Annotated in this window: 20 protein-coding genes; 5 read left to right on the top strand and 15 right to left on the bottom strand. The window is 55.8% G+C overall.

Annotated features, from left to right (window positions below; translation table 11 throughout):
- The first annotated feature begins 113 nt into the window (after positions 1 to 113).
- Entirely contained in the window at positions 114 to 1685 is a 1572-nt protein-coding gene (locus tag AC790_RS06525; RefSeq protein ID WP_049851268.1) for an AbgT family transporter, read from the top strand.
- Positions 1686 to 1978: 293 nt separating this feature from the next.
- On the opposite strand, the gene ggt is transcribed toward AC790_RS06525, so the two are convergent.
- Positions 1979 to 3730: a gamma-glutamyltransferase gene (gene ggt / locus AC790_RS06520; protein WP_049851267.1), complete on the bottom strand. Its 1752-nt coding sequence runs from the start codon at positions 3728 to 3730 to the stop codon at positions 1979 to 1981.
- A 206-nt stretch (positions 3731 to 3936) separates the two neighbouring features.
- Between ggt and AC790_RS06515 the strand changes: the two genes are divergently transcribed.
- Positions 3937 to 4221: a DUF2756 domain-containing protein gene (locus AC790_RS06515; protein WP_009128550.1), complete on the top strand. Its 285-nt coding sequence runs from the start codon at positions 3937 to 3939 to the stop codon at positions 4219 to 4221.
- Here the strand turns inward: AC790_RS06515 and ugpQ are convergent.
- From ugpQ to AC790_RS06465, 10 genes are all read right to left on the bottom strand, one after another.
- Positions 4218 to 4961: a glycerophosphodiester phosphodiesterase gene (gene ugpQ, locus AC790_RS06510; protein WP_049851266.1), complete on the bottom strand. Its 744-nt coding sequence runs from the start codon at positions 4959 to 4961 to the stop codon at positions 4218 to 4220. The genes AC790_RS06515 and ugpQ overlap by 4 nt on opposite strands.
- Positions 4958 to 6031 (bottom strand): sn-glycerol-3-phosphate import ATP-binding protein UgpC, encoded by a 1074-nt coding sequence (locus tag AC790_RS06505; protein ID WP_049851265.1) that lies wholly within the window; start codon positions 6029 to 6031, stop codon positions 4958 to 4960. The genes ugpQ and AC790_RS06505 overlap by 4 nt, the downstream gene beginning before the upstream one ends.
- Complete coding sequence (gene ugpE / locus AC790_RS06500) at positions 6032 to 6877, bottom strand: sn-glycerol-3-phosphate ABC transporter permease UgpE (protein WP_009128544.1); 846 nt, start codon at positions 6875 to 6877, stop codon at positions 6032 to 6034.
- Positions 6874 to 7761, bottom strand: coding sequence for a sn-glycerol-3-phosphate ABC transporter permease UgpA (ugpA, locus tag AC790_RS06495; protein WP_049851264.1), 888 nt, complete (start codon positions 7759 to 7761; stop codon positions 6874 to 6876). The genes ugpE and ugpA overlap by 4 nt, the downstream gene beginning before the upstream one ends.
- A gap of 64 nt (positions 7762 to 7825) precedes the next feature.
- Positions 7826 to 9142: a sn-glycerol-3-phosphate ABC transporter substrate-binding protein UgpB gene (gene ugpB / locus AC790_RS06490; protein ID WP_049851263.1), complete on the bottom strand. Its 1317-nt coding sequence runs from the start codon at positions 9140 to 9142 to the stop codon at positions 7826 to 7828.
- A 291-nt stretch (positions 9143 to 9433) separates the two neighbouring features.
- A complete protein-coding gene (livF, locus tag AC790_RS06485; protein WP_009128538.1) occupies positions 9434 to 10147 on the bottom strand; it encodes a high-affinity branched-chain amino acid ABC transporter ATP-binding protein LivF in 714 nt (237 codons plus the stop codon).
- Between the two features lies 1 nt (position 10148).
- Positions 10149 to 10916, bottom strand: coding sequence for a high-affinity branched-chain amino acid ABC transporter ATP-binding protein LivG (livG, locus tag AC790_RS06480; RefSeq protein WP_009128534.1), 768 nt, complete (start codon positions 10914 to 10916; stop codon positions 10149 to 10151).
- Positions 10913 to 12184 (bottom strand): high-affinity branched-chain amino acid ABC transporter permease LivM, encoded by a 1272-nt coding sequence (locus tag AC790_RS06475; RefSeq protein ID WP_049851262.1) that lies wholly within the window; start codon positions 12182 to 12184, stop codon positions 10913 to 10915. The genes livG and AC790_RS06475 overlap by 4 nt, the downstream gene beginning before the upstream one ends.
- On the bottom strand, positions 12181 to 13107 hold the full coding sequence (livH, locus tag AC790_RS06470; protein ID WP_008109897.1) for a high-affinity branched-chain amino acid ABC transporter permease LivH: 927 nt from the start codon (positions 13105 to 13107) through the stop codon (positions 12181 to 12183). The genes AC790_RS06475 and livH overlap by 4 nt, the downstream gene beginning before the upstream one ends.
- A gap of 66 nt (positions 13108 to 13173) precedes the next feature.
- Positions 13174 to 14301, bottom strand: a complete 1128-nt coding sequence (locus AC790_RS06465) for a branched-chain amino acid ABC transporter substrate-binding protein (RefSeq protein ID WP_049851261.1) — start codon at positions 14299 to 14301, stop codon at positions 13174 to 13176.
- 401 nt (positions 14302 to 14702) lie between these two features.
- Between AC790_RS06465 and panM the strand changes: the two genes are divergently transcribed.
- The gene (gene panM / locus AC790_RS06460) at positions 14703 to 15089 is read left to right on the top strand and encodes an aspartate 1-decarboxylase autocleavage activator PanM (RefSeq protein ID WP_049851260.1); all 387 of its coding nucleotides are present in this window, start codon (positions 14703 to 14705) and stop codon (positions 15087 to 15089) included.
- Positions 15090 to 15262: 173 nt separating this feature from the next.
- On the opposite strand, the gene rpoH is transcribed toward panM, so the two are convergent.
- The 4 genes from rpoH to ftsY form a co-directional block, all read right to left on the bottom strand.
- Entirely contained in the window at positions 15263 to 16120 is an 858-nt protein-coding gene (rpoH, locus tag AC790_RS06455; protein ID WP_009128524.1) for an RNA polymerase sigma factor RpoH, read from the bottom strand.
- Positions 16121 to 16359: 239 nt separating this feature from the next.
- Positions 16360 to 17343, bottom strand: a complete 984-nt coding sequence (gene ftsX, locus AC790_RS06450) for a permease-like cell division protein FtsX (protein WP_009128523.1) — start codon at positions 17341 to 17343, stop codon at positions 16360 to 16362.
- Positions 17333 to 18001 (bottom strand): cell division ATP-binding protein FtsE, encoded by a 669-nt coding sequence (gene ftsE / locus AC790_RS06445; RefSeq protein WP_009128521.1) that lies wholly within the window; start codon positions 17999 to 18001, stop codon positions 17333 to 17335. Before ftsE ends, ftsX begins: the two co-directional genes overlap by 11 nt.
- A 5-nt stretch (positions 18002 to 18006) precedes the next feature.
- Positions 18007 to 19458: a signal recognition particle-docking protein FtsY gene (gene ftsY, locus AC790_RS06440; RefSeq protein WP_049851259.1), complete on the bottom strand. Its 1452-nt coding sequence runs from the start codon at positions 19456 to 19458 to the stop codon at positions 18007 to 18009.
- 231 nt (positions 19459 to 19689) lie between these two features.
- Here ftsY and rsmD point away from each other — a divergent pair, with 231 nt between their 5' ends.
- Positions 19690 to 20289, top strand: a complete 600-nt coding sequence (rsmD, locus tag AC790_RS06435; protein ID WP_049851258.1) for a 16S rRNA (guanine(966)-N(2))-methyltransferase — start codon at positions 19690 to 19692, stop codon at positions 20287 to 20289.
- Positions 20279 to 20548, top strand: coding sequence for a DUF1145 family protein (locus tag AC790_RS06430; RefSeq protein WP_008109883.1), 270 nt, complete (start codon positions 20279 to 20281; stop codon positions 20546 to 20548). Before rsmD ends, AC790_RS06430 begins: the two co-directional genes overlap by 11 nt.
- The last annotated feature ends 170 nt before the right edge of the window (positions 20549 to 20718 follow it).

Genomic DNA, 20718 nt, shown 5'->3' with positions numbered 1-20718 from the left:
GTGGGAAACCTTACGGCTGAACTAACGAGAAGGGTCTTGTAGCTAATCAGAGTGAGAACAAAGAGCATCGGCAGTCCTGCAAATTAGCACCTAAAGACATAACAAGGACAATCATGACGGACCAAACTTCTGCATCCACCAGGCGTCCTATTGAACGCTTTCTGGATACCGTTGAGTGGCTCGGCAACCTGCTGCCCCATCCAATAACGCTGTTCGCGATCTTTGCGCTCTTTATTATTGTCGCATCAGCCGTTGCTGCCGCCTTCGGTGTCAGCGTCATGGATCCGCGCCCTATTGGGGCGGCGGGCCGCGCGCCGGATGGGGTGATTCACGTGGTTAGCCTAATGAGTGCCGAAGGTCTGCAGCGTATTGTCAGCAATCTGGTTACCAACTTCACCGGCTTCGCACCACTCGGCACCGTGCTGGTTGCCTTGCTCGGCGTGGGCATTGCCGAACATTCGGGGCTGCTCTCGGCAGCAATGCGCGCACTGGTGTTTAACGCACCGAAAAAGCTCATCACCTTTACTGTCGTCTTCGCCGGTATTATCTCCAATACGGCTTCGGAGCTGGGATATGTGGTGCTGATTCCACTGGCAGCCATGATTTTCCACTCGCTGGGCCGTCATCCATTGGCGGGTCTGGCTGCAGCGTTTGCTGGGGTTTCAGGCGGCTACAGCGCGAATTTATTGCTCGGCACCATCGATCCGCTGCTGTCGGGTATTACCCAAAGCGCCGCACAGATTATCGATCCGAACTACCATGTTGGCCCGGAAGTGAATTGGTACTTCATGTTTGTCAGCACCTTCGTGATTTCCATTCTGGGTACATGGATTACCAACAGCATCGTCGAGCCGAAATTGGGCAAATATCAGGATAGCGAGGGCGATGCGGTGCGTGGCGATATGGGCGCGCTCACAGCGACTGAACGTCGGGCGCTGAAAGGTGCCGGCTGGGCGGTACTGGGCGTCACAATGCTGCTGATACTAACCGTCATTCCGGGTTACGGCGTGTTGCTCAATCCGAAAACCGGCACGCTGGCGGGCTCGCCTTTCCTGAAAGGCATTGTGGTGTTTATCTTTGTCTTCTTCGCTATTCCAGGCATGGTGTATGGCCGACTCATCGGCAATATGCGCACCGATCGTGATGTGATCAACGCCATGTCTGCCAGCATGAGCAGCATGGGCATGTACATCGTACTGGTGTTCTTTGCTGCGCAGTTCGTGGCGTTCTTTAACTGGAGCAACTTCGGCACCGTGGTGGCGGTGAAAGGCGCCAATCTGCTGGCATCACTGGATATGGGCGCACCGCTACTGTTTGTTTGCTTCATCATGATCTGCGGCTTTATCAATTTGATGATTGGCTCCGCCTCGGCACAATGGGCGGTTACCGCACCAATCTTTGTGCCGATGCTGATGCTGGTGGGCTTTGCGCCAGAAGTGATTCAAGCGGCTTACCGCATTGGCGACTCTGTGACCAACGTGATAACGCCGATGATGAGTTATTTTGGTCTGATTATGGCGGTGGCGGCGCGCTATCGTCGTGACATGGGCATCGGTACGCTGGTGGCCATGATGTTGCCGTATTCGGTGGTGTTTATGATTGGCTGGACGCTGCTGTTTGTGCTGTGGGTGTTCGTGTTCAATCTGCCGGTTGGGCCCGGCGCGGCAACCTGGTACACCATGTAAAAGCAAAAAAAAAGCCAGCACCCGAGCTGGCTAAATAATACTTGGAAGCAATGTGAGCAATGTCGTGCTTACCCAGATGTCAGGAGACGTTTCCGAGCTCGCATGACAATAATAATCATTATCATTCGCGTCTGTAAACCCTTTTAGCGAATTTTTTTGCATTGATGGCAAGATAGAATCCCTTGATGTTAAAGGGGATTTTCACCATTTTGCTGATTATCAATGTCGGGTGCGCATTGATGCGCACCTGCAAACCCGGTCGCCATGAGTGGCGACCCTACAAAGCAGGGTGATTAGTATCCCGCGCTTAAATCATCCACCGAACGCGGATCGGATGCGCCATAGCGCGTGCCGTCCGGCCCAATCATGATGCTCTGCGTACTGCCCATCGCAGGCATCACTTTCACATGCTGGCCTTTGGTTTCCAGCAGGTGCAGCGTATCCGGGCTAAAGCCTTTCTCGACCCGCAGCTGATCCGGCAACCATTGATGATGGAAGCGTGGTGCGTTGGTTGCTTCAGCCACGTTCATCCCAAAATCGATGCTGTTGACCACCATTTGCAGCACAGTGGTGATAATGCGGCTGCCGCCCGGGCTGCCGGTAACCAGCCAGGTTTTCCCGTCTTTCGCCACGATGGTGGGCGACATCGATGACAGCGGACGTTTGGCCGCTTGTACCGCATTCGCCTCCCCGCCGACTAAGCCATAGACGTTTGGCGTGCCCGGTTTAGCTGAGAAGTCATCCATTTCATTGTTCATCAGGATGCCGCTTTGGCCGGCCACGATGCCGCTGCCAAAGTAGGTATTCAGCGTGTAAGTCACCGCTACCGCGTTGCCCTCTTTATCGACTACCGAGAAGTGCGTGGTTTGATTACTTTCGTACGGTGCCAGTTTGCCCGGTTTGATCTCGCTGGATGGACGCGCTTTGTTGACGTCAATCTGCTGCGCCAGCGTTTTGGCGTAGGCTTTGCTGGTAAGCGCCTGCTGCGGCACGTTGACGAAGTCAGGATCGCCCAGGTACTCCGAACGGTCGGCATAGGCGTACTTTTCCGCCTCTGCCATGACCTGCATCGCATCGGCGCTGCCAAAGCCCCATTTCGCCAGATCGAAGTTTTCCAGGATATTGAGGATCTGCACGATGTGAATCCCGCCGGACGACGGCGGCGGCATGGAGAAGACTTCATAGCCGCGATAGGTGCCGCTCACCGGTTTACGCTCCATGGCGCGGTAGGCCGCCAGATCCGGCTTGCCGATCAACCCACCATGCTGTGCCATTTCACCGGCAATCTCATCGGCGATTTTGCCTTTATAGAACGCATCCGGACCTTGCTGGGCAATCAGCTGCAGGCTATGTGCGAGATTCTTTTGCACCAGACGTTCGCCCTTCTGATATGGCTTGCCGTCGGCCTTGTAGAAAATCGCGCGGCTATTGTCGTGATTGATTAGCGTCTCTTTGCCGTAGGTGGCGAGATCGTCGGCCAGCGCATCGTTCACTACGATGCCGTTACGCGCCAGTTTGATAGCCGGCGCCAGCAAGGTGCTGAGCGGCAAGGTGCCATATTTCTTTGCGGCCAGCGCAAAACCGGCCACGGTTCCCGGCGTGCCGGAGGCTAAGTGAGAAGTGAGTGACAACTTACTATCAGCGTTGCCCTGCTTGTCGAGGAACATATCGCGTGATGCGCGCGCCGGCGCCATTTCGCGGAAGTCGATGGCGGTAGTGCGGCCGGATGCGGTGCGCAGCAGCATAAAGCCACCGCCGCCGAGATTACCGGCCTGCGGATGCGTCACCGCCAGCGCGAAGCCAACCGCCACTGCTGCATCGACGGCGTTACCGCCCTGCTTAAGGATATCGACACCCACTTCAGTGGCCAGCGCATCAACCGATGCCACCATGCCATGTCTGGCCTTAACCGGGTGAAAAGTGTCGCTATCGACGCCATAGGAAACCGGCGGTGCACTGGCCGGCGCGGCGTTCGCGCCCTGCACCACGGTAAAACTCATCAGCAATGCCCAGCCGAACTGACGCACGTTGCCTTGTATCCTCATCCTGTCACCACCCTTTTGACGTTATTTACATTTGTTATTAATTGATGCAAGTGTTTGCAAATACAGTAAAAAGCGTAGCAGTAAAGTTAAATTAGGTGCACTCCTGGATGAGGGGTTTGAGATATAGCATAAACTTATGTCAGTAGCCGTTGTTGCCTGTTGCGCAACAACACCACACAGCAGGCTGCATTGATGGAGGAAACACCATGAACAAAAACAAATGGCTAATTGTGATCGCCGCTTTGCTGCCGTTAAGCAGCATGGCGAATATGTTGAATAGCACCAACGATCCGAACCAACCCGGCTATAACCCGAGCCAGCAGCGGATGCAGTCGCAAATGCAGAATCAGCAGCAACAGCAAAAGCGTAAACTGCAGCAGGATCAGCAGCAGCAAAGCCAGGATGTACAGCGCAAGGTGCAGGAACAGCGTAACAGTGCCCAGCAGCAGGTGATTCAATCGCAGCCGGGCCAGCTTAAGCAGCAGAACTAGCGGAAGTCCGCACCGATAGTGTCGATACGATCGGTGCAGATGGCGTCGACGCCCCAACTTAGCAGCTCGCGCGCGCGCGCGGGCTGATTCACGGTATACACCATAATCCGCAAACCGGCCGCTTTCAGCAGCGCGGTACGTTCAGCATCGAGTAATCTGTGATTCAGATGAATCGATACGCAATTCAGGCGCGCCGTTAGCGCCTGCCAGTCGTCGTGCCACTCATCCAGCAGTAAGCCGCGCGGCAGCTCGGGTGCCGCCTGCATCGCCGCTTCTAGCGCGGCATAAGAGAAGGATGAGAGCAACGGCGCGGTTTGTCCTTGCCACAGTTCGCGTGCCGCGAGAGCCACATTGCGTCCGGTTTCCGCATCCTGACCGGTCGTCGGTTTGATCTCGATATTGGCCATCATCTGATGCTGGCGGCAACGTTCTGCCACTTCGCTCAGCAGCGCCAGCGGTTCGCCTTCGTAATCGCGGCTAAACCAACCGCCCGCATCCAGCTGAGACAGCTTATGCCACGACAGCGCACCCGCCACGCCCCAGCCGTTGCTGGTGCGATCGAGCGTGTCATCGTGCAGCAGGAAAATCTGCTTATCTTCCGAGAGCTTGGCATCAAACTCAATCATGGTGTGGCCGTGCTGCGCGCCGACATCAATCGCCGCGAGGGTATTTTCCGGGGCCAGTTTGCCGCCGCCGCGATGCGCGACAATGTGCGGATAAGGCCAGTTGTGTTGACTCATTCCAGACGCTTTCCATAGGTTGAATCGAAGAAGTGTAACGCATCTGACGGCAGATGCAGCCACAAGGTACTGCCCGCCTGCGGGCGCTCACTGTGCGGCAAACGCACCACCATGCGCGCGTTGCCGATGCGGCCATGCGCCAGATTATCGGCGCCGAGCATCTCCAGCGTCTCCACCACCAGCGGAATGCCGCCGGCCTCGCGGCTGCTGAGCTGAATATGCTCGGGACGAATGCCCAGCGTCAGCGGACGGTTGGCCCATTTGGCTTTACTTTCACCCAGCAGCAAGCTGTTAAGTGCATCCAGGGTAAAACGCGTGCCGTCGCTACTGATTTGTCCCGGCAGCAGGTTCATGGCCGGCGCGCCGATAAAGGAGGCAACGAACTGGCTGGCCGGACGTTCATACACTTCCACCGGCGTACCCACCTGCTCCACTACGCCTTTGTTCATCACCATCACGCGCTGCGCCAGCGTCATGGCTTCTACCTGATCGTGCGTGACGTAGAGGCTGGTGGTTTTTAGGCGGCGATGCAGCTGTTGCAGCTCAAGACGCATCTGCACGCGCAGACGCGCGTCGAGGTTGGAGAGCGGCTCATCAAACAGGAACACAGCCGGTTCACGCACGATGGCGCGGCCCATCGCCACACGCTGACGTTGTCCGCCAGACAATTCGCGCGGACGGCGATGCAGCAGATGATCCAGCTCCAGGCTGCGCGCCGCTTCCATCACGCGCTGCTCGATCTGCACTTTACCCATGCCGCGAATTTTCAGGCCATACGCCATGTTTTCGCCCACCGTCATGTGCGGATAGAGCGCGTAGTTCTGAAACACCATGGCGATACCGCGATCTTTCGGCTCCATATTGGTGACGCGTTTGTCGTCGATATAGATATCGCCAGACGATACGCGCTCGAGGCCTGCCACCATGCGCAGCAGTGTTGATTTGCCGCAGCCGGAAGGGCCGACCATCACCATAAATTCGCCATCGTTAATGGTGATATTCAGTGGCTGAATGATCTGATTTTTGCCGTCATACGACTTGGTAACGGTCTGAAGGGTTACGCCTGCCATTTATTTATCACTCTCCACCAGGCCACGCACAAACGCACGTTGCATCACAAGTACCACCACCACCGGTGGAATCAGGGTTAATAACATTGCCGCCATCACTTCATTCCACTGCGTTGGGCCGCCGCTGGTGTTGATCATACTTTTCACCCCCGCCACAGCGGTGCTGAGGCTGGCATCGTTGATGATCAGCAGCGGCCACAGATACTGGTTCCAGCCATAGATGAAGGTGATCACGAACAGCGCGGCGAGATTAGTTTTTGATAGCGGCAGTACGATGTCCCAGAAGAAACGCATCGGGCTGGCGCCGTCGATACGCGCCGCCTCTATCAGCTCGTCCGGCAAAGACATAAAGAACTGGCGGAACAGGAACGTGGCGGTAGCGGACGCCATCAGCGGCAGCGTTAAGCCGCTGTAGCTGTCGAGCATGTTCAGCGTCGAAATCACCTCCACCGTCGGGAAAATACGCACTTCGACCGGCAGCATCAGGGTGATGAAAATCAGCCAGAAGAACAGCGAGCGCAGCGGGAAACGGAACCACACCAGCGCGAAAGCGGAGAGCATCGAGACGGTGATTTTGCCGACGGTAATGCCGAGCGCCATCAGCAGGCTATTAAACATCATCATGCCAAATGCCGGGCCGTTGCCGTTGACGCCGTGCGTCCAGATGCGCGAGATGTTCTCCCACAGATGCGAGCCAGGGACTAAGGTCATCGGCACCTGATACACCGCCTCGTTATCCAGCGTCGCCGCCACAAAGGCGATATAAAGCGGGAACAGAATGGTCAGCACGCCCAGCACCAGCAAGGTATGGCTGAAGATATCCAGCCCGCGTCGATTCTCAATCATTGGTATTGCACCTTACGCTCGACAAAGCGGAATTGCAGGATGGTCAGGCCAATCACCAGCAGCATCAGCACCACCGACTGCGCGGCGGAGGAGGAGAGATCCAGCCCGGTGAAGCCTTCACGATAGATTTTGTAGATAAGCGTAGTGGTGGCCTGTACCGGACCACCGCCGGTGGCGGCATCGATCACCGGGAAGGTATCGAAGAAGGCGTAAACCAGATTGACCACCAGCAGGAAAAAGCTCACCGGCGTAATCAGCGGCAGCGACAAATTGAAGAAGCGGCGCACCGGACCCGCGCCGTCAATCGCAGCGGCTTCCACCAGCGATTTGGGAATCGACTGTAACGCCGCGAAGAAAAACAGGAAGTTGTAGCTCATTTGCTGCCAGATCGACGCCAATACAATCAGGAACATCGCCTGACCGCTGTTTTGCGCATAGTTCCAGTTGTAGCCCATTTGGTTCAGCAGGTGGCTGAATAAACCGAGGCCCGGATTGAACAAGAACATCCACAGCACCGCCGCTACCACCGGCGCGACCGCGTACGGCAGCAGCAGCAGCGTTTGATATAGCTTGCGCAGGCGAATGACGTAATCCACCAGCGCCGCCAGCAGCAGGGAAAAAGTCATGCCGCAAATCGTCACCAGCGCACTGAACTCAATCGTGGTCCAGAAGGACGCCAGATAGTATTCGTCATTGAACAGACGCTTAAAGTTTGCCAAACCCACGAAGGTGCTGGAGATGCCAAAAGGATCAATACTTTGCAGCGAGTACCACAGAGCTTCACCGGCGGGCCACAGGAAGAAAATGGCGGTAATCACCAGTTGCGGTAGCACCAGCAAATAGGGCAGAAAACGGGAGCGAAATACGGGGCGCGATGAGGACATAGCAGGCTCAATCAAAGAGAGAAATCGGGGCGAACGCCAGGCGTCGGCCCCGAGATAACAGCGTTTACTTCACTTGCTGCTCAAAACGGCGCAGCAGTTCATTACCGCGTTTCACCGCGTTATCCAGCGCGGCTTGTGGTGCCTGTTTGCCGGTCCACACGCCCTCCAGCTCTTCGTCCACGATGGTGCGAATCTGCGGCATGTTGCCAAGACGCATACCTTTGGTGAACGGCAGCGGATCTTTGTTCAGCATCTGACGCGTGGCGATGTCTGCGCCTGGGTTCTTGTCGTAGAAGCCCTGCTGTTTAGTCAGCTCATAGGCTGCGGTGGTGATCGGCAGATAACCGGTTTTCTGGTGCCATTCAGCGGCGATTTCCGGCTGTGCGAGGAACTTCATAAACTCCGCCGCGCCTTTGTAGGTGTTGGCATCTTTGCCTTTCATCACCCACAGGCTCGCGCCGCCAATAATGGCGTTCTGCGGTGCGTTCGGTACGGTTTCATCGTACGGCATCATGCCGACGCCGAAGTTAAATTTGGCGTAGTGTTTGATGTCGGCCAGCGAACCGGAAGAGGCGGTGGTGATGCCGCAATCGCCGTTGTAGAACTTGGCGGTGGATTCATCCTTGCGACCGAAGTAGGTGAAATCCCCTTTCTTGTTCATCGCTTCCAACATTTCGATGTGGCGCACCTGCACCGGCTGGTTGAATTCCAGCACTGCATCGGTGCCGTCAAAGCCGTTGTTTTTGGTGGCCACCGGCAGCGCATGCCAGGCGCTGAAGTTTTCAATCTGAATCCAGCCCTGCCAGCCACTGGCGTAACCACAGGTCAGGCCGGCTTTGCGCAGCGCTTCGGCGTCTTTTGCCAGCTCCTGCCAGGTTTTCGGTGGCTGATCCGGGTTCAGACCGGCTTTTTTGAAGGCATCTTTGTTGTAGTACAGCACCGGCGTTGAGCTGTTGAACGGCTGAGAAATCAGCTGGCCTTTGCTATCACTGTAGTAACCGGCAACGGCTGGCACGAACTGCTGCGGATCCATCTGCACGCCAGCGTTTTTAAACACTTCATTGACCGGCACGATCGCTTTTGACGCCATCATGGTCGCGGTACCGACTTCATACACCTGCAGCAGCGCGGGCGCTTTGCCAGAGCGCACAGCGGCAATACCCGCCGCCAGGCTCTGCTCGTAGTTACCTTTATAAGTCGGGACGATTTTGTAATCGGGATGAGCCTGGTTAAAACGTTGTGCCAGAGAATCAACTTCTTTGCCTAACTCGCCTTCCATTGAGTGCCAGAAAGGGATCTCAGTTGCAGCCAGCGCATTACCGCTGAGCGCCAGACCGAGCACGACACTCATCAGGCGGGGACGAAGCGTAAAAGCGGACATAAGGTTTTCCTGTGCTGTTAGCTACGCGCGAATTCGCGCATTTTTTTTGTTCGCGACGTAACATGACACGGGGAAATGACGGATTAATAACAGGTTTATGACGGGGATGTGACAGAGGGATGGGATAATGCGGGTTTAAACATTCGTCCGTGCTGGCTGTCCCCCATCCCGGCCTTCCCCCGCTAGCGGGGGAAGGAGACGCTGCCACATGCTGCTTCAGAACTCACATATGGCAGCATCTTCCTCCCCCATTTATGGGGGAGGACCGAGGAGGGGGACCGCGAGCACCAACTACGCGCCTAAATAAGCACTGCGTACCGCTTCATTGGATAACAACGCTTCGCCGCTATCCTCCAGCACCACGTGGCCATTCTCCAGCACATAGCCACGATCGGCCAGCTTCAGCGCCTGGTTGGCGTTCTGCTCGACGAGGAAGATGGTCATGCCCTCTTTACGCAGCTGCTCAATGGTGTCGAAGATCTGCTGAATGATAATTGGCGCCAGCCCCAGCGAAGGCTCATCCAGCAGCAGCAGACGCGGCTGGCTCATCAGCGCACGGCCAATCGCCAGCATCTGCTGCTCACCGCCGGACATGGTGCCCGCACGCTGTGCTTTACGCTCTGCCAGACGTGAAAACAGCTGATAGACGCGATCGATACGCTCCAGATACTGCTGCCGCGTAGCGAAGAAGCCGCCCATCGCCAGGTTCTCTTCCACCGTCATACGCGAAAATACCCGACGGCCTTCCGGCACAATGGCAATTGCTTCACGCATGATTTTCGCCGTTTGCCAGTCGGTAATCTCTTTGCCATCAAAGGTAATGTTGCCGCTGGTGGCGCGCGGTTCACCGCACAAGGTGCCGAGCAGCGTAGTTTTACCCGCGCCGTTGGCACCGATCAGGGTAACGATTTCACCCTGATTGATGTGCAGATTAATATTGTGCAGCGCCTGGATCGGACCGTAATGGGCGCTGACACTCTGCAAGGTTAAAATCGGGTTTGCCATGTTACGCCTCACCTAAATATGCACGGATTACATCCGGATTGTTACGCACCTCTTCCGGCGTACCGTTGGCCAGCGGCGTTCCCTGATTCACCACATAAATGCGGTCAGAAATACCCATCACCAGCTTCATATCATGTTCGATTAGCAGCACGGAAACCTTGTGCTCACCGCGCAGCTCGGCGATCAGCTCATCCAGTTCGTGGGTTTCACGCGGGTTGAGGCCGGCAGCCGGTTCATCCAGCATCAGAATCTCAGGACGCGTCACCATGCAGCGCGCGATTTCCAGACGACGCTGCTGGCCATAAGCAAGGTTGCCCGCCTGGCGATTGGCGAGATCCAGCAAGCCGATGCGATCCAGCCAGGTCGCTGCGCGATCCAGCGCTTCGCTCTCGCCGCGACGAAAAGCCGGGGTTTTGAACAAGCCGGAAAACACGCCGCTTTTCAGGTGCTGATGCTGTGCCACCAGCAGGTTTTCAATCACTGTCATTTCGCGGAACAGACGTACGTGCTGGAAGGTGCGCACAATGCCCATACGCGCAATCTTCTGGCCCGGCAAACCCTGCAGCTGCTGATCGCGCAGTTTGATGGTGCCGCCAGTCGGTTTATAAAAACCGGTCAGGCAGTTGAACACCGTGGTTTTACCGGCGCCGTTCGGGCCAATCAGCGAAACGATTTCCTGTGGATGCAGCTCCAGCGCCACGTTGTTGACGGCTAACAGGCCGCCGAAGCGCATCATCAGGCCTTCAACGGCTAACAAAGGCTGACTCATGCCTGCTCTCCTTGTTTACTGCTTTTCAACTTCAGATGCGGACGCTTCATCGGCAGCAGACCTTGCGGACGCCAGATCATCATCAGCACCATCAAACCACCGAGCACCAGCATGCTGTACTCATTCAAATCACGCATCAGCTCGCGCGAGACCACCAGCAGAATGGCTGCGAGGATCACCGCTAGCTGCGAGCCCATGCCGCCCAGCACCACAATCGCCAGCACAAAGGCCGATTCGACGAAGGTAAAGGATTCCGGGCTAACGAAACCCTGACGTGCGGCGAACAGCGTACCCGCAAAGCCTGCAAACACGGCGCTGATGGTGAAGGCGGTCAGTTTGATGCGCGTTGGGCTCAGACCAAGCGAACGGCAGGCGATCTCATCTTCACGCAGCGCTTCCCACGCACGGCCCAGCGGCATGCGCAGTAAACGGTTGATGACAAACAGCGTCAGCACCACCAGCAGCAGCGCCACCAGATAGAGGAAAATCACGCGGTCGCTGGGATCGTATTTCAAGCCGAAGAAGTCATGGAAGGTGCTCCAGCCGCCTTCGCTAACCCGGCGGCCAAACTCCAGACCAAACAGGCTGGGCTTAGGAATTTGCGCGATACCGTTCGGGCCACCGGTGATCGCCGTGTTATTTAGCAGCAGAATACGCACGATTTCGCCAAAGCCGAGCGTCACAATCGCCAGATAGTCGCCGCGCAGGCGCAGCACCGGGAAGCCAAGCAGCAAACCAAAGGCTCCCGCCACCAAACCGGCCAGCGGCAGGCTTTCCCAGAAGCCAAAGCCGTAATAGTGGTTGAGCAACGCAAAGGTGTAAGCGCCGATGGCGTAGAAACCGCCGTAGCCCAGCACCAGCAATCCTGATAATCCCACCACCACGTTCAGCCCGAGCCCGAGCATTACGTAGATCAGCGTCAGCGTGGCGATATCAACGCTGCCGCGCGACACCAGAAACGGCCAAATCACTGCTGCGGCAATCACCAGTGCCATCAACAACTTCTGCTTCGGCGTCGATCCATCAAAACCCGGCAGGACAAAACCTTTGCCGCTGCGTTTGAATTTGCCCTGTACCAGCGGACGCAGCAGCTGGAAGACAAACACCACCGCACAGCCAATGAAGATCCAGTTCCAGCGTACCGCGCCCGCGTTGGCGACCACCAGTTTGGTGCCATCCAGATCGAGGCGTACGCCCATGAAAAACGTGGCAAGCACCAGCAACATCACCGTGGAGATGACGGCGTTAACCAAACCGAGGCGTTTCATACTTTCTCCACCTCCGGACGGCCGAGAATCCCGGTTGGCATCACCAGCAGCACCACAATCAGCAGCGCGAAGGAGACCACGTCTTTATATTCGGTCGACAGATAGGCCGAAGTCAGCGCTTCCGCAATACCCAGCACCAGGCCGCCAATCATCGCGCCAGGAATGCTGCCGATGCCGCCCAATACCGCCGCGGTAAAGGCTTTCATCCCGGCCATAAAGCCGATAAACGGGTTGATAGAGCCGTAGAATTGACCGAGCAACACGCCCGCAACCGCCGCCATCGCCGCACCAATGATGAAGGTGAGGGAGATAACGCGGTCGGTGTTGATGCCCAACAGGCTGGCCATTTTCAGGTCTTCCGCACAGGCGCGACAGGCGCGGCCCATGCGCGAATAACGAATGAATAGCGTCAGCGCCAGCATCGACAGGAAGGTCACCACCCAAATCACCAGCTGCATAGTAGAGAGCGTGGCGGCAAAGCCGTTGCTTTCGCCCAGCGTCCATTGCCCGGTGATCAAGCTTGGCAGCGCGAGATCGCGCGAACCTTGCGTCAGGCTGACGTAGTTCTGCAGGAAGATCGACATACCGATGGCCGAGATCAGCGCGATCAGGCGCTTCGACGATCGCACTGGCTTGTAAGCCACGCGTTCGATGCTCCAGCCATAGGCGCTAGAGATAATTACCGCCATCACGAAGCCAGCGGCAATCATCAGCCACGAGGTATCGATGCCCATCATCATCAGGGCGGCAATCACGATAAAGGAGACATAGCTTCCGATCATGTACACCTCGCCGTGGGCGAAGTTGATCATGCCGATAATGCCGTAGACCATGGTGTAACCAATGGCGATCAGCGCGTAGGTGCTCCCGAGGGTAACCCCGTTGAACATCTGCTGAATGAAATAGAGAAACTGCTCGGACATAGTGAGGACCTGCTCTGGAGCTGAATAATTCCCTCCCCCGCGTGCGGGAGAGGGAATTTGGGGGGATTACTTAACTGCGGTAGAAGAGCCGTCTTTGTGCCATTTGAAGACACCAAATTCGAAGCCCTTCAGATCGCCTTTCTCATCCCAGTTCAGGTTGCCCATCACGGTTGGGACGGCAGCGCCCTCTTTTAGGTTCTTCGCAATCGCATCAGGCTCATCGCTCTTGCTGCGCTCGATACCCGCCACCAGCGACTGAATCGCGGCGTAGGTGGTCCAGACGAACGGACCAGTTGGATCTTTGCGGTTAGACGCGGTGTTGGCTTTAATCGCATCAACGATTGCCTTGTTCTCTGGCAGCTGGTCATAGCGCTTCGGCAGCGTCACGAACAGGCCTTCAGACGCATCACCCGCGATGTTAGACAGTGAGGCGTTGCCCACACCTTCCGGGCCCATGAAGCCGGCATTCAGGCCAGCAGATTTTGCCTGACGTAGAATCTGGCCCAGCTCCGGGTAGTAACCCCCGTAGTAAACGAAATCGACGTTCTCTTTCTTCAGACGCGCAATCAGCGTGGAGAAGTCTTTATCACCGGCGGTGATACCTTCAAACAGCACCACGTTGCCGCCTTTGGCTTTCAGGGTTTTCTGCACGGATTCCGCCAGGCCCTGGCCATATTGCTGCTTGTCATGCACCACAGCGATACGTTTTGGTTTGATGTGATCGAGGATGTACGTCGCCGCTGTAGGACCCTGATCGGAGTCCAGGCCAGTGGTGCGCAGCACGTCAGCATAGCCACGCGCAGTCAGCTCGGGTGCGGTAGCGGCTGGCGTGATCATCAGTACGCCTTCGTCGTTATAGATGTCTGAAGCGGGCTGAGTAGAAGAGGAGCATAAATGGCCGATAACGTATTTAATGCCGTCGTTAACCACTTTGTTGGCAACCGCAACCGCTTGTTTCGGGTCACAGGCGTCGTCATATTCCACGCCAACCAGTTTGTCACCGTTCACGCCGCCTTTGGCGTTGATGTCCTTAATGGCTTGTGCTGCACCGGTAAACTGCATGTCACCGTACTGCGCGACTGGACCCGTTGATGCGCCAACGATGGCAATTTTGATGTCTTTCGCCAGCGCAGCATGGCTCAATGCCAACGCTACGCAGCCCGCCAGTAATGCGCGTCCTTTACTCATTTTCATGCGAACTTCCCCATCTGTTGTGTCGTGTGTTGTGATTGCTTTATTTTCTGCCAGTCAAAGAGGAAAACTCATTCTGCAATAATGGGTTAGCACGCTTTTCTGGCATTTATTGGTAATAAGGCTTTATTTTTCAGGTTATTAAACAGGAACTTTCTTCTGTAAATCAACTGACATATTCAGAATTGACTGAGTGGATCAGCAGAATCGTCTGGTTGTTATGGCCGAATTTTCAGCAGGATAGCAGCGCGTTATGCTGGGTTTTTCAACGATCGTTGCTGGCTTACTCCACAATCCTGGCAAACCGGCTGGCATTTGACCTATTTTCATCGCAAAAAAGTGACAGCGCTCTGACTGTCTAAATTCGCTACACTATCGCCTTTGCACTAGTACAGGTATTAGGTATGAAGCTGACAATCCAGCGCTTAGCATCGTTAACCGCCCAGGATCGCATCGATTTAGCTAAAGTCTGGCCCGGAATCGATATTGTGCAACTCGAAGCACAACTCAGCGACACGCAGCATCTGTATGCCGCGCGTTTTAACGATCGGCTGCTGGCGGCATTGCAGTTAACGCTTAGCGGCACGCAGGGGAAGATCACCCATCTCAATGTGCGTGAAGTTACGCAGCGGCGCGGCGTGGGGCAATATTTGCTGGAAGAGACAATTGCACAGAATGGTGCGTTGACGGATTGGTGGATTGCCGATGATGGCGAGGCCGATCAAGGCGTGCGGGCTGCTTTTATGCAGGCCTGTGGTTTTCGCGCGCAGGTTGATGGTTGGGTGAAATAAGTCCTGCCAATCTCGATCGGTAGCGGCGCAATTTATTGCGCATCGTCGGGAATGGGCAATAAAAACAGCGCGATAAATCGCGCCGCTACGGGTCATTGCCTAATGAAATTACGGTGTTTCAGGCAATAAAAAGGGCGACTATCAAGTCGCCCCGTTTTTCCGCCTGATAATTATCAGGCTTCAATCGCCACACGCAATTTCTTCATGGCGTTCTTTTCCAACTGACGCACGCGCTCCGCTGAGACGCCGTATTTATCGGCCAGCTCCTGCAACGTGGTTTTGTTGTCATCGTCCAGCCAACGGGCGCGGATAATGTCCTGGCTACGCTCATCAAGGCTCAGCATCGCATCGCTCAGCTTATCAGCCGCATGTGCATCCCAGTTGTCCTCTTCGATGCCATCGGCAAAGTCAGAGGTTTTATCCTGCAGATACAGCACTGGCGCCATCGGTTTGCCTTCGCCCGCTTCGTCATCAGACGACATGTCGAAAGTCATATCCTGCGCGGCCATGCGCGATTCCATTTCCAGCACGTCTTTGCTGCTCACGCCCAGCTCACGCGCGACCATTTCCACTTCGTCCTGGTTGAACCAACCGAGACGCTGTTTGCTTTTACGCAGGTTAAAGAACAGCTTACGCTGAGCTTTGGTGGTCGCGACTTTCACGATACGCCAGTTACGCAGCACGTATTCGTGAATCTCTGCCTTAATCCAGTGCACGGCAAACGACACCAGGCGCACGCCCACTTCTGGATTGAAGCGACGCACCGCCTTCATCAGGCCGATATTACCTTCCTGAATCAGGTCCGCCTGCGGCAAGCCGTAACCGGAGTAGTTACGAGCAATATGAACAACAAAGCGCAGGTGAGACAGGATCAGCGTCTTAGCTGCATCCAGATCGCCCTGGTAATGCAGCCGCTCAGCCAATGCTTTTTCCTCTTCTGCCGTCAGCACCGGCCAGTTGTTGGCAGCCCGGACGTAAGATTCCAAGTTACCTAGAGGAGCAATCGCTAAAGTTTGCATTTCTTTGGTCATTCAAACCCTCACAAATTCAATGGACTTGCTGCACAGTTCCTTGCGCAGACGTTACATTATGTCAACGTCACGAGAAAACCAGAAGCAATCTGTGCTACTTGGACGACAAAGTTATCCACAAGTTCAATTATAGCAGTGAATATTTTACACACAGATGACGGCGGGGGAACCAGGAGAATTCCTCTGCTCCCAGGTCGTCGGCAGCAGAGGAAGAGTATATCAAAAAACGTTGCTTTTGGTTACTGCGGCGTAAAACGACGTAAATGTTGAACCGTTGCCAGCCATGCCGCAATCCAGCCAATGATGGCCGCGATCAGCAGTAACAGCAGCCCTTCATCCCAGGAAAAGCCTTCCAACACAAATGTGGTACCGAACACCGTGGCGACTTGCGCCACCACCGATTGCAGGCGCAATACCAGCACTTCGGAAAGAATCAGCGACAGTACTGCGCCACCAAACCCGAGCAGCGCTCCGCCGTACAGGAAGGGACGCAGGATAAAGCCATCGGTGGCACCAATCAGCTTTTGCACGTTAATGGTGTCGCGGCGCGCAAAGATGCTCAGTCGCACGCTGTTGCCAATCACCAGGAACACCGCAACGACCATCAGCAAACCAATCATCGAGGCGATCTGCCCCACCAGGCCGGTCAGCGCCGCTAAACGTGCGAACCAGCTATCATCCATGCGCACTTCGTCCACGCCCTGCACTTTCGCTACCCGATCGCGCAGATTCGCCATGGTGTCCGAATTCTGGAAGTTGAGTTTTGGCGTGATGATAGCCACCGCCGGCAGCGGATTCTGCTCCAGCATGTCCATCGAGCCACCAAAACCTGACCAGTTGCGGAACTCATTCAGCGCTTCTTCACGCGTCAGGTAGTTGACGTTATCCACGCCATCCAGCTGCTTAAGCTGCGCGGTGACGTTCTCCGCCGCGGTATCATCCAGCGCTTTATCCAGATATACCGTCAACTGCGGCGCGGGATACCACTGCGTGGCCGCCTGGCTGACGTTCTTCCACACCATGTAGCAGACGCTCGGCAGCGTCAGAGAAATGGCAATCACCATCACCGTCAGCAGCGTCGCCAGCGGCTGACGCCACATGTCCGACAGCGTGCCGCGCAGCGCATAGCGCCACTGCTCCTGCCAGCCGCCCTTCAGCGCTTTGCTTTTAGAGGGCTGCTTCGCTTTCGGCGCAGGTGCGCGCTTATTGCGTTTATTGACCATCGTGGCCTCCGTGCAGACGTCCCTGATTGAGCGTCATCACGCGGTAGTTTCGGCGTGCAATCAATCCGACATCGTGCGTTGCCATCAACACCGTGACGCCAACGCGGTTGAACTCTTCGAACAGGCGCAGAATATCTTCCGACAGCGCATTATCGAGGTTACCGGTCGGTTCATCCGCCAGCAGCACCGCAGGCTTGTTCACCACCGCGCGGGCAATGCCGACGCGCTGCTGTTCACCGCCCGACAGCTGAATCGGAAAGCTTTTCGCTTTGTCGAGCAGGCCCACTTTATCCAGTGCAGCCGACACGCGACGGCGAATATCTTCGCCGCTGGCACCGGAAATAATCAGCGGAATCGCCACGTTTTCATAGACCGAACGATCCATCAGCAAGTGGTGATCCTGAAAAATCATGCCGATCTGACGCCGCAGGAAAGGCACTTCGCTGTGACGCAAACGCGAAATATCGTGACCGCTAAACCAGATCTGCCCGGCGCTCGGGCGCTCAATGCCACAAATCAGCTTCAGTAAGGTACTTTTCCCCGCGCCGGAATGGCCGGTCAGGAACGCCATTTCGCCGGGACGCAGATGGAAATCCACTCCCTGCAGCGCCTGACGTCCTCCCAGGTAAGCTTTACTGACCTCTTCAAAGCGAATCATCCCAATCATTCCTCTCGGGCAAACAGTGCCTCAATAAAGTCTGCGGCCTTAAACGGCCGTAAATCCTCGATGCCTTCCCCAACACCGATATAACGAATCGGAATACCGAACTGATCGGCAACCGAGAAGATCACGCCGCCTTTGGCGGTGCCATCCAGTTTGGTCAGCGTGATGCCCGTCAGGCCCACCGCTTCATGGAACAGTTTGGCCTGGCTGATGGCGTTTTGCCCGGTGCTGGCGTCGAGCGTCAGCATCACTTCATGCGGCGCCTCTTCATCCAGCTTCTTCATCACACGGGTAATTTTTTTCAGTTCTTCCATCAGGTGCGATTTGTTCTGCAGGCGGCCAGCGGTATCGGCGATCAATACATCCACGTTGCGTGATTTAGCAGCCTGAATCGCATCAAAAATCACTGAAGCAGAATCTGCGCCGGTATGCTGAGCCACCACCGGAATATCGTTACGCTGGCCCCAAACCTGCAGCTGTTCAACCGCCGCGGCACGGAAGGTATCACCCGCCGCCAGCATCACCGATTTGCCTTGCGCCTGATACTGACGCGCCAGCTTACCGATGGTGGTGGTTTTACCCACACCGTTCACGCCCACCATCAGGATGACAAAGGGCGTTTTACCGCCCACTTCCAGCGGCTGATCAACTTTTTCCAGAATGCCGGACATTTCGGCTTTCAGCAGGCCGTACAGCGCCTCGGCATCGCGCAGCTGCTTGCGGTTGGCCTGTTGCGTCAGATTGGTGATGATACGGCGCGTGGTTTCAACACCAACATCAGCAATCAGCAGCTGCTCTTCTAGCTCTTCAAACAGGTCATCATCAATTTTCTTGCCGCGGAACAGGCTGATAAAGCCAGAACCGAGATTTTCGCGGGTTTTAACCAGGCTGCGCTTCAGGCGGGCGAAAAAGCCCTCTTTGGTAGGACGCTCCTGCTCCTGCGCAATGATTGGCGCAGCGGCCAGCGGCAAATCGCTCACGGTATCCTGAGTTTCTTCTGCTAGTTCAGCATCTTCAGCATAGGTTTCCGCCAAAGCCAGCGCTTCCAGCTCTTCATCGCTTAACGGCGCGTCGTCCTCAGGTTCCGCCTCGACGACTGGCTCAAGGGCTAACTCTTCCCGCTGCGGCTCTTCTTCGATTGGCGCCACATCCGGCTGTTCAATCGCTTCCGGCAACACCTCTTCTTCGATAGCGGTAACCGGCTCAGGTTCTTGCTGCTCAAGTACCGGCTCTGCAATGACTTCCGGTTCACTCTGCTGCTCCGCAACCTGTTCGGTAACGGCAACGGTTTCTTCAGCCTGCGCTTCGGCGCGATCTAACGCACTCTCTTCAACGGCGGGCTCTGGGACCACCTCGGCAGTTTGCTGCTGCTCTTCAGCAGGCTGTTGCGTCTCTTCTTCTTTGCCAAAGCCTAACCAGGAAAAAAAGCCGCGTTTTTTCTCTTTTGCCATTGTGTGACCCTACTCCTCGATGGCTTATTCCCGGTAGCACGCTGTTCCCAGGGGATAAAATATTCATTTTTTAGCGGGTGAGCGGCGTAAAAATCAGGTAATTACGCGCACGATACCAACTCAGTAGTCTAACACTTTCCAGCCAGCGCACCACAGCACCCTTTTTTAACGTTTCTTCTGCCCGCTACGCCCGTTAAACTACGCAACAAATTATGACGAGTTGTGAGCGAAATGAGTAAATCCCCCCGCAGCAGCGGCGCTGCAGGCCAGATCCGCATTATTGGCGGTCAGTGGCGCGGCCGTAAATTACCAGTGCCGGATAGCGCAGGTTTGCGCCCGACCACCGATCGCGTGCGTGAAACCCTGTTTAACTGGTTAGCGCCGGATATTCAGGAAGCACGCTGCCTTGATTGCTTCGCCGGCAGCGGCGCATTGGGGCTGGAAGCGCTGTCACGTCACGCCGCATCCGCCACGCTGCTGGAGCTGGAGCGCTCCGTAGCGCAACAACTGTCACAGAACCTGCAAACGCTGCGCGCCACTCAAGCCAACGTGGTGCAAACCAATACGCTGCAGTGGCTGAGCCAGCCCGGCGAGCCGTTTGACGTGGTCTTTGTCGATCCACCGTTCCGTAAAGGGCTGTTACAGGAAACATTGACGCTGCTAGAGCAAAATGGCTGGCTGGCCGCCGAAGCGCTGATTTATGTGGAGAGCGAAGTGGAAACCGGCACGCCCATCGCGCCAGCTAATTGGGATCTGTACCGCGAGAAAATTGCCGGCCAGGTTGCGTATCGCTTATATCAACGCCAACGGGAGACGCACGATGTGGCTTAATTTAGGTCGTTTGCTGATGATTTGCGTTTGGGCTTTTTTACTGCTCAATCTGGTGCAACCCTTCCCGACACCGCTGCGCTATTTTGTGCATGTTGCACTGTTCTTTATGGTGATTATGCATGGCTTGCAGCTGGTGTTACTGCGCGCCACCCAGCCGAAAGATGCCCCCAAGCTGAGCGGCGTAACCCAGGCGAAAATCTTCTTCTTTGGCGTGTTTGAGCTGCTGGCATGGCAGAAAAAGCATTATCCGAAGATGTAGAAAGTGCGGTTTATGACCAGGTCGCCATTAATGGCGACCCTACGGGCTGATGAATCCCCACAAAAACGAAGCAGGCACAGTGGAAAAATGATCTAATTATTGCGCCAACAAAAAATAAGATCGCCACTATGCCTGCTTCCGCATTTTGCCATAAATTTTTACGGGAATCT

Source organism: Pantoea sp. RIT-PI-b (assembly GCF_001187905.1).
Taxonomy (GTDB): Bacteria; Pseudomonadota; Gammaproteobacteria; order Enterobacterales; family Enterobacteriaceae; genus Pantoea; species Pantoea nemavictus.
The sequence above is the reverse complement of the archived record's forward strand: the minus strand, read 5'-3'. Positions and strand labels throughout refer to the sequence as shown.